Below are 8,385 nucleotides of genomic sequence, written 5' to 3' on the forward strand. Positions count from 1 at the left end.
CATTTTCACCCCTTTCCACGCATGCCTTTATTGGTTTTGAAATACGACAAGATTCCCATCAGGAGTGTTGCCATCTGAACAAAGAATAAACCTATGATCATGGAAATCAAATCGAACTGCGGAAACTTGACACAAATCATCGTTCCGATCAGAGCCATGCAGGCCCTAGAGATAAAACCCGAATTGATCCGCTTCCCCGTATTCTCCATGACAAGCCTTGTAATCGCCTGGATCTTGGCTCCCAGCAATCGGGCATTGATCAGACTGATGACCGTTCCGAGGACAAGTCCGGCCGCATAAGGCTTGGCTTGAGGCACGAGAGCCCAGACGAGCAGACAAATAGCCAGAAAAAACATGGCGGCACGGGAAACGGTTTTCATATAGGCCGTTAAATCATTCATTCGTGTCCTCCAGAAATCGCTTGATCAGAAACACGACACTGACAATGCCGACAAACAGACCTATAATCAGTCCTCCGGCTTTCCAGGCTGGGGATAAGCCGAATCGATCGCTCACAAACGAACCTCCAAAATATCCAAGCAGTATGCATACAATAAGATCAGCGCCGATCGCACTGACCATTCCCGCGGCCCGCCATGGATTATCATTCGGGTTAGGCTTTTTCATACTTTTTCTCCTATCGTCAGTGACGTAAACGGACAAAAAGGAACCTGCCTATGAAATCGTTTTTATTCGGGTAATTTGCGCAGCAATCCTAATTCATTTTAATAAAGCGCGGTCCTGTTTGTCAATTCATTAAAATCCAAACATTTCGTGAACAGCATACAAAAAAGCCTTATAAAATCTGGATTTTTCAGTATCGCCAACTAAACAGTGCAACTGTATGGTGTATGGTAGACTTTAACTTATTACACTTTAAAAGGTTGTGGTCTTTGTGACGATAACCCAAAGTGATAAAGAATCGCTTGAACAATCCTTTGGGAGGCTTGTCCGTCACCATAAGGATTTGCCGCCCTGCTCATTTTACCATAGAGTTCTTCGTTCGTCAGCAAAGCCCTCATCCTTCCATAAACATCCTCTTCCTTGGTGCCGACCAGCTCGAGCGTCCCCGCCTCAATTCCTTCAGGCCGCTCAGTGGTATCCCTAAGGACAAGCACGGGAATCCCGAAGGACGGAGCTTCTTCCTGCAATCCCCCGGAGTCGGTCACTATCAAATGAGTATGAGGATAAAAATTATGAAGATCTACGACATCCAATGGTTCAATCAAGCGAATCCGCGGGTGGTCTCCTAAATATTGGCGGGCAGGCTCCAGAACGGCTGGATTCGGATGGACCGGATAGACAATTGCAATATCTTCGAACTCATCGGCGATTCGGCGGACAGCCTGGAAAATTTGACGGTGAGGCTCGCCCTGCGATTCCCTGCGGTGAGCCGTCATCAGAATCATCCGCTTGCCCTCCGCCCATTCGAGCATCGGATGGGTGTAACCTTCTTTAACCGTATATTGGGGAACATCCGTCACCGTGTTGCCGGTAATGTAGATTCCGTCTTCGGGCTTGTTCTCCTTGCGCAGATTACCCGCAGACCATTCTGTCGGAGCGAAATGCAAATCGGCGAGCACCCCGGTCAGCTGGCGGTTCATTTCTTCCGGATAAGGAGACAGCTTATTCCATGTTCTTAATCCTGCCTCTACATGGCCTACTTGAATCTGCTGCAGGAAAGCGGCGTAGCTTGCGAGAAATGTCGTTGACGTATCCCCGTGGACCAAGACAATATCCGGCTTTGCTTCACGGAAGACCGGCTCCAGACCTTGCAGCACCCGGACGGACAGCTCGGCCAATGTCTGACGGTCCTTCATCACATCCAGATCATAGTCCGGCTTAATATCGAATACCTCCAGCACCTGGTCCATGATTTGACGGTGCTGGGCCGTAACGCATACAAGCGACTCTATCTGATCGGGATGTTTCTCTAATTCCTTGACCAGCGGAGCCATCTTGATGGCTTCGGGTCTTGTTCCGAATACGGTCATCACCTTTATTTTCTTCATGATTATCCCCCTCCCGATTTACATGTAACCCGCAGGTTTCAATCAGTCTGTCGGTAAAAAGTGTTTATTTCGTGCCGAAAAGACGATCTCCGGCATCCCCGAGGCCGGGAATAATATAGCCGTGTTCGTCTAAACGATCGTCAATGGCCGCCACATAAATATCGATGTCCGGATGCTCCTCCTGTACGGCCTTGACTCCTTCCGGAGCGGCTATCAGGCACATCAGCTTAATCTGATTGCAGCCTCTTTCCTTCAAGAGCTGGATGGAAGCATTCGCCGAGCCCCCGGTCGCCAGCATCGGATCGATGACGATCAACTCGCGCTCGGTAACATCGGTAGGCAGCTTAACATAGTATTCTACCGGCTGCAGGGTCTCCGGATCACGATATAATCCGATGTGTCCGACCTTCGCCGCCGGGAGCAGCTTCAAGATTCCATCTACCATTCCGAGTCCCGCCCTGAGGATGGGGATCAGCCCCAGCATCCGGCCGGAGATGATCTTGCCATCGGCGTCTGAAACCGGCGTTCTGACCTTTACCTTCTCCAGCGGAATATTTCTTGTAATTTCGTAGGCCATCAGAGTAGCCACTTCATCGACATAATCGCGAAAATCTTTGGTCTTAGTATTAACATCACGTATAAAGGTAAGTTTGTGTTGAATTAACGGATGGTCGCATATAAAGACCTTGCCCATAAAATTAAATCCTCCCATACAGGTGTGTCTTTCTTTCATTTATGACTGAGCCTCTGTCCTCTAATGCCTTCACAACGCAGCCCGATGGAGTATTCGATCAGCAGCTTTTTGCCATAAACCTTGTTCATTATACCACAAATAATATGAAAATATCCGACAAAAAAAAGAGGCATTCCCCGTTCATATTATGCCTCTGCTCATAGTCTAGAAGGACATCCACCGGCACCGTCCAATCTTCCGGATAAACAGGAAAACTCCCCGGGCAAACAGGGTAGAATGACCTGTCGCCCGGGGAGATCAAGTAGCCTTATTCGTATCTGAGACCCGAATAAAGCGGATATTGCTCCGTCAATTCCTGAACCATACCGCGGACCTTGTCGTGAACGGCCTCGTCCTTCGGATTTTTCAATGCCAGAGAGATGATTTGGGCAATCGACTTCATAGCTTCCCGTCCCATTCCTCTGGAAGTAACGGCAGGGGTACCGATCCGAATACCGCTCGTAACGAACGGGCTCGTCGGGTCGAAAGGAATGGCGTTCTTGTTAACCGTCACTCCCACATCATCCAATAGATTCTGAGCTTCCTTACCCGTCAGATTAATGTTGCGAAGATCCACAAGCATCAAGTGATTGTCCGTGCCTCCGGTCAGAACATTGAGCCCTTCAGCCATCAGTTCCTCAGCCAGCACTTGAGCATTGCTGATAATATTTTGACAATAGGTCTTGAAGTCATCCTTCAGCGCTTCACCAAAAGATACCGCCTTGGCTGCTATAACGTGCATCAACGGACCGCCTTGAGATCCGGGGAATACCGCTTTGTCAATTTCCTTGGCCCAAGCTTTGCGGCACAGGATCATACCACCACGGGGACCGCGGAGAGTTTTGTGCGTGGTCGTCGTGACAAAATGAGCATGGGGCACCGGATTCGGATGCAGGCCAGCGGCCACCAGACCGGCAATGTGAGCCATATCTACCATAAATAATGCTCCCACATCGTTCGCAATTTCAGCCAACGCTTCAAAGTCGATTGTGCGCGGATAAGCGCTCGCTCCGGCTACTAACATCTTCGGACGATGCTTGAACGCCGCTTTGCGAACCTCGTCATAATCGATGCGGAACGATTCCTCGTTAACACCATAAGCCACGAAATTATAGAGAATGCCGGAAGCGTTCGCCGGGCTGCCGTGAGTCAGATGTCCGCCGTGGGCCAGATTCATTCCCAGCACGGTATCTCCAGGCTTGATAGTCGCCAGGTAAACGGCCATATTAGCCTGTGCACCGGAGTGAGGCTGTACGTTGGCGTGTTCCGCGCCGAATATTTCCTTGGCCCGATTAATAGCGATCGTTTCTACTTCGTCCACATATTCGCAGCCGCCATAAAATCTCTTGCCCGGGTAGCCCTCCGCATATTTATTGGTCAATACGGAGCCCAAAGCTTCAATAACCGCTTCACTGACAAAATTTTCGGAAGCAATCAATTCAATTTTGCCGCGTTGCCGGCCGAGCTCCAGATTCATAGCCTTCAAAATTTCCGGATCGGCAGTACGTAAATGTTCCATCCTCATTTTCCTCCCAATGATCGTATTATAAATGATGGTTATTGGCATAAAACTTATGTCGAAAAAATCTGTCTATTTTCAAGATAAGGATAAACGGCTATCGCCGTCCTTTGGGCAGGCGCGTAAAAGCTACCTTTAAAACCGGGTTATTCGTCTTCGAAGAAGATCCGTTAGGTGCTTTTTTTAAATTTTAAGGAAACCCTGCAGCCTCTAAGAGCCGTCAATGCCCTATAGCGTTTCGCCGATTCTAGAGGCAGGCTCCTTCATTCGAAGGTTCCTGCTTCGTGTAGACCGCCCTGGCCCCGCCAATCAGCTTGGGACGGGTATAGGCCATAACAACATGGGCCTGACCTACGGAACGTATGGAAGGGCGTACGGGAACCGCCACCTTGCGCAGATGCATGCCGATTAATGTATCGCCGATATCTATTCCCGCATGGGCTTGAACGGTCTCGACCACAACCGGCTCGTTCAAGTGGTTATAGGCGTAGGCAGCCATAGAACCGCCGGCCTTGGGGACAGGAATAACGGATACCGGCTCCAGCGAAGGGTACGAAGCCAGCGCCTCCTTCTCGAGGACGAGAGCCCGGTTCAGATGCTCGCAGCATTGAAAAACCGGATAAAACCGCACCTTCTCGCGGGCTTTCATCACGCCTTCAAAAATACGTTCAGCTACACCCATAGCACCTGCGGAGCCTATTCGCCGCCCCATAACCTCGCTGGTACTCGTCCCGACAACGACCAACTGCCCATCTTGAATATGGCCGGCTTCGAGAAGTTCTCTCAGAATGAGGTTTACATCTTCTGTAATTTTCAGAAGGGATTCGTTCACTGGATAGTCGTCGGATCTGGAATCGGCCATTCCGGCCCGCCTCCTTCCACCCTGTAATTAATAAAATGATCCCACTTAATTCAGAATACCGGCATTCAGTACTCAACACGGACTGTTTCAGGCGAACCTTATCCGTTAGGGGTGAATGGAATATTTCTCTTCGATGGATTTCAATTTGCTTACCCGGCCTTCGTGACGGGAACCTTGAGAGAATTCCGTCTCAAGCCAAACCTTGACGATTTCCAGGGCAACCCCCGGCCCGACCACTCTTTCTCCTAAAGCCAGAACATTGGTATCATTGTGCTCTCTGGTCGCTTTGGCCGAGAACAGATCGGAAACGAGCGCACAGCGGATCCCCGGTACCTTGTTCGCGGCTATGGACATCCCGATCCCGGTGCCGCAGATGAGAATTCCTCTATCCGCCTGACCTGAAACTACCTGATCACAAACCTTGAGAGCATAATCCGGATAATCGACGGAGTCGGAACAATGGCATCCCAAATCCTCGACTTCATGTCCAAGGGCAATCACCTGCTGCTTGATATCCTCCTTCAGCCGTACCCCTGCATGATCCGCGCCAATCGCAATTTTCATCAACTTTTACCTCCCTTGTCGACCGATAACCGTTAGCCGATCACGGTTCAGTGTCCGTTAGTATACCCAAGCTGTTAAAATAGAAAAAAGAGCAGGCGGCGTGCGTGCACGACGTTGCTCTTTGCCCAGGCGACCGGCCGTATCCCCCGATGCTCCATTGTGGTTATTCCCACTTGTCGCCAGTTACATCGGGTTCTGATTAACGTTACCCCCATAATACCTTATAAGGCGGCAGGTTGTAAAGCTTCCTTTTGGCCTTTGTAAAGTCGTTTTTTATTACTACAAACAGTGATAATGAAAGGCACCTTTATAATTTATTGTTGTGATGATTTTAATTTATCGAGCAGTCTCCGCAGACAAAGCTCAATTTCATCCGCACAGCGCTTATAAACATCGAAGGAGCCTCCGAAAGGGTCCGAGATATCATAATCGGAGGAAGTCGCCGACCATTCCAGCCATGGCGGCATTTCCACCCCTGACAAGCTGGGGTTGAGCGCCTTCTGGATTTCCCATTCAGCCACCGCCCTTTCCTTCTCTGCCTCGGCGGCTGCTTCCTCTTCGTGGCGGACGTACTCTTTCAAGGTGAAGGTTTTATCCGCGGCTTCCGGATATTGTTGAATGAGCGATCTTTTGTGCCCCATGGTCATCGTCAGAATAAGCTCTGCCCAGTTCACATGCTCACCGGATACGGGAGAGGACAGAAGCATCTCCTGCATCCCTTTGGACTGAAGAATTTGACGAGAATGAGGGGAGATCGGACAGCCTTCCGAAGCGGCCGTTCCGGCTGAACGAATGTCCAGAGGAAGGCCCGCTTCTTCTGCCATAAGCCGCAGCATACCTTCAGCCAGCGGACTGCGGCAAGTATTACCTGTACAGACAAATAAAATGCGGTTAACCATTCGTTCACACCTCCTTATTAAGGATTGCCCGCTTCTTTCCCTTTCATCCGGGCTCATTTAACGTCGGCAACAAAACCTAATATGGCGAATCGTATGACTATTGTACCTCATCCGCCAAGAAGCGAACAATCAGAGAATGAACTGAACTCCGAACATTAGCAGGATGGCGCCTCCTATTGCCTCGCCGTAATTGCCCGCCCAATAGCCCATCCTTCTTCCGAGCCATAGACCGATAACGGACATTGTCCCGCCAAAAAAACCGAATAGGAGAACCGTCAGCAAAACATCGGAGTCGAACATCCCCATAGAGACTCCTACTGAAAAGCTGTCTACACTAACCATCAGGGCGAATAGCAGAAGTCCCCAGGCATTCCGGAAATCGAGGGTATGTACGGATTCTCCCCGCAAGGAACTATAGATCATATGTCCCCCGAGCAAAATGAGAAGCCCTCCTCCGGCCAATGTGGCTACCTCACCCAACAGATAGCCGACGTAATGGCCTGCCAGCATTCCCATAAGAGGCATCAATATATGGAATAATCCGATCACGAAGCTCACTTTCAGAATACTTAACAGCCTAATCCCCCTGAAGCCTATGCCTATCCCCAAAGAAAAAGCGTCCATTCCCAAAGCGAACGCCATCAACAGCAGTGTCGCAACGTGCCCCCAATCGAGCGTACCCAGAATCATGCGGCCTTCCCCCTGTCCACTCTTCTTCTTTCCAAACATATGCGGACAAGGGGGTAAACATACTATAAGTCTGTCCCAAGCCTTATATTAAATTTAGGTTTATCGTCTACGAGGGCTAAGTCGGGAATGGCTTCATCCAAGTAACGTAGTGTATTCCTTCGTAATCGCGATACTGGGAGAAGGAATCGCTTAATTTGTTGGCTTTTAGCACCTTTTAACAACGCACGCCTCTCCCGGCGCATTCTGAGGCGCTGATTGTATTCGGGAGGAAATGGTGATAAAAAGACATGCAAATGTGCATGTCTTTTTTACGAAAATATGTAAATCCCGGGAAAGACGAGCAAAACTGCAGGTCATTCGCGCATTTTAACTAATATCTCCTCAAAGACTGCATTTCTGTTGGTCCTTGCTGCGTTCTCACCGAAACCGGGTAAGGCAGCGGAGGCCTAAACGAGCTTAATCCGATGACCGGCCGCCTTCAGAAGACGGTTCATTACCGCCAGTCCGATCCCTTCTTCCTCTAAGGCTTCCGCATAAATAACGGTGACGTTCTGTTCATCGAACGATCTTAACGCTCCATACAAATTTCTGGCGACGGTTTCGGGGCTCTGCAGACTCCCCGCGGCCACTACCACATCCGCTTCGGAGCCGTATTGTTCGCAATGCTCTTCGAACGTAAGGACCCCGGTCCTCTCTCCTTCCGCAGAGGCCTTGCGCAATTGTTCGCGTATCCATGCGGATATCCGGTCAGGCGAATCTCCGCTGACCACTGTGAGCCGGCCACGCGGCGCGTAATGCGCGTACTTCATTCCGGGCGACTTCGGAGCAGCCTCTTCCTCCGCCAGCTGCCCGGAAGAAGGCCGGCCCTCGCCGGAGCGGGCCAGCGCCGCAGAGAGCTCGCCGCGAGCCTCCACGCGGCCGGCCACGCGGCGCAGCTCCTCGGCGGAGACGCCGCCAGGGCGCAGCACGTGCACGACCCCGTCGACCACCTCAACGACGGTCGACTCTACGCCGACCCCGGTCGGCCCGCCATCGACGATTCCGTCGATGAGGCCGTCCAGGTCGGCGAGCACGTGCGACGCCCGCGTCGGGCTCGGCCGGCCGGA

The 8,385-nt window shown here is 50.9% G+C and carries 10 protein-coding genes and 1 riboswitch; all 10 genes read right to left on the minus strand.

What is annotated here, in order from left to right; translation table 11 throughout:
* Positions 1–5: 5 nt before the first annotated feature.
* Positions 6–401 (minus strand): ATP synthase subunit I, encoded by a 396-nt coding sequence (locus ACFQ03_RS22315; RefSeq protein WP_379291062.1) that lies wholly within the window; start codon positions 399–401, stop codon positions 6–8.
* On the minus strand, positions 394–627 hold the full coding sequence (locus ACFQ03_RS22320) for an AtpZ/AtpI family protein (RefSeq protein ID WP_379291064.1): 234 nt from the start codon (positions 625–627) through the stop codon (positions 394–396). Before ACFQ03_RS22320 ends, ACFQ03_RS22315 begins: the two co-directional genes overlap by 8 nt.
* A gap of 242 nt (positions 628–869) precedes the next feature.
* A complete protein-coding gene (gene wecB / locus ACFQ03_RS22325) occupies positions 870–2,012 on the minus strand; it encodes a non-hydrolyzing UDP-N-acetylglucosamine 2-epimerase (RefSeq protein WP_379291066.1) in 1,143 nt (380 codons plus the stop codon).
* A gap of 64 nt (positions 2,013–2,076) precedes the next feature.
* A complete protein-coding gene (gene upp, locus ACFQ03_RS22330) occupies positions 2,077–2,706 on the minus strand; it encodes a uracil phosphoribosyltransferase (protein ID WP_144941551.1) in 630 nt (209 codons plus the stop codon).
* 307 nt (positions 2,707–3,013) lie between these two features.
* Positions 3,014–4,264 (minus strand): serine hydroxymethyltransferase, encoded by a 1,251-nt coding sequence (locus ACFQ03_RS22335; protein ID WP_144941553.1) that lies wholly within the window; start codon positions 4,262–4,264, stop codon positions 3,014–3,016.
* 247 nt (positions 4,265–4,511) lie between these two features.
* The gene (locus tag ACFQ03_RS22340; protein ID WP_379291069.1) at positions 4,512–5,126 is read right to left on the minus strand and encodes a TIGR01440 family protein; all 615 of its coding nucleotides are present in this window, start codon (positions 5,124–5,126) and stop codon (positions 4,512–4,514) included.
* Positions 5,127–5,231: 105 nt separating this feature from the next.
* Positions 5,232–5,690, minus strand: a complete 459-nt coding sequence (rpiB, locus tag ACFQ03_RS22345) for a ribose 5-phosphate isomerase B (protein WP_144941558.1) — start codon at positions 5,688–5,690, stop codon at positions 5,232–5,234.
* A gap of 116 nt (positions 5,691–5,806) precedes the next feature.
* Positions 5,807–5,887: riboswitch (ZMP/ZTP riboswitch) on the minus strand.
* Positions 5,888–6,004: 117 nt separating this feature from the next.
* On the minus strand, positions 6,005–6,589 hold the full coding sequence (locus tag ACFQ03_RS22350; RefSeq protein ID WP_379291071.1) for a low molecular weight protein arginine phosphatase: 585 nt from the start codon (positions 6,587–6,589) through the stop codon (positions 6,005–6,007).
* 129 nt (positions 6,590–6,718) lie between these two features.
* The gene (locus ACFQ03_RS22355) at positions 6,719–7,279 is read right to left on the minus strand and encodes a manganese efflux pump MntP (protein WP_144941562.1); all 561 of its coding nucleotides are present in this window, start codon (positions 7,277–7,279) and stop codon (positions 6,719–6,721) included.
* A 446-nt stretch (positions 7,280–7,725) separates the two neighbouring features.
* Positions 7,726–8,385: L-threonylcarbamoyladenylate synthase (locus tag ACFQ03_RS22360; protein WP_379291073.1), on the minus strand; the 660-nt coding region annotated here is incomplete at its 5' end.

The organism is Paenibacillus residui (assembly GCF_042677205.1).
Classification (GTDB): domain Bacteria; phylum Bacillota; class Bacilli; order Paenibacillales; family NBRC-103111; genus Paenibacillus_L; species Paenibacillus_L residui.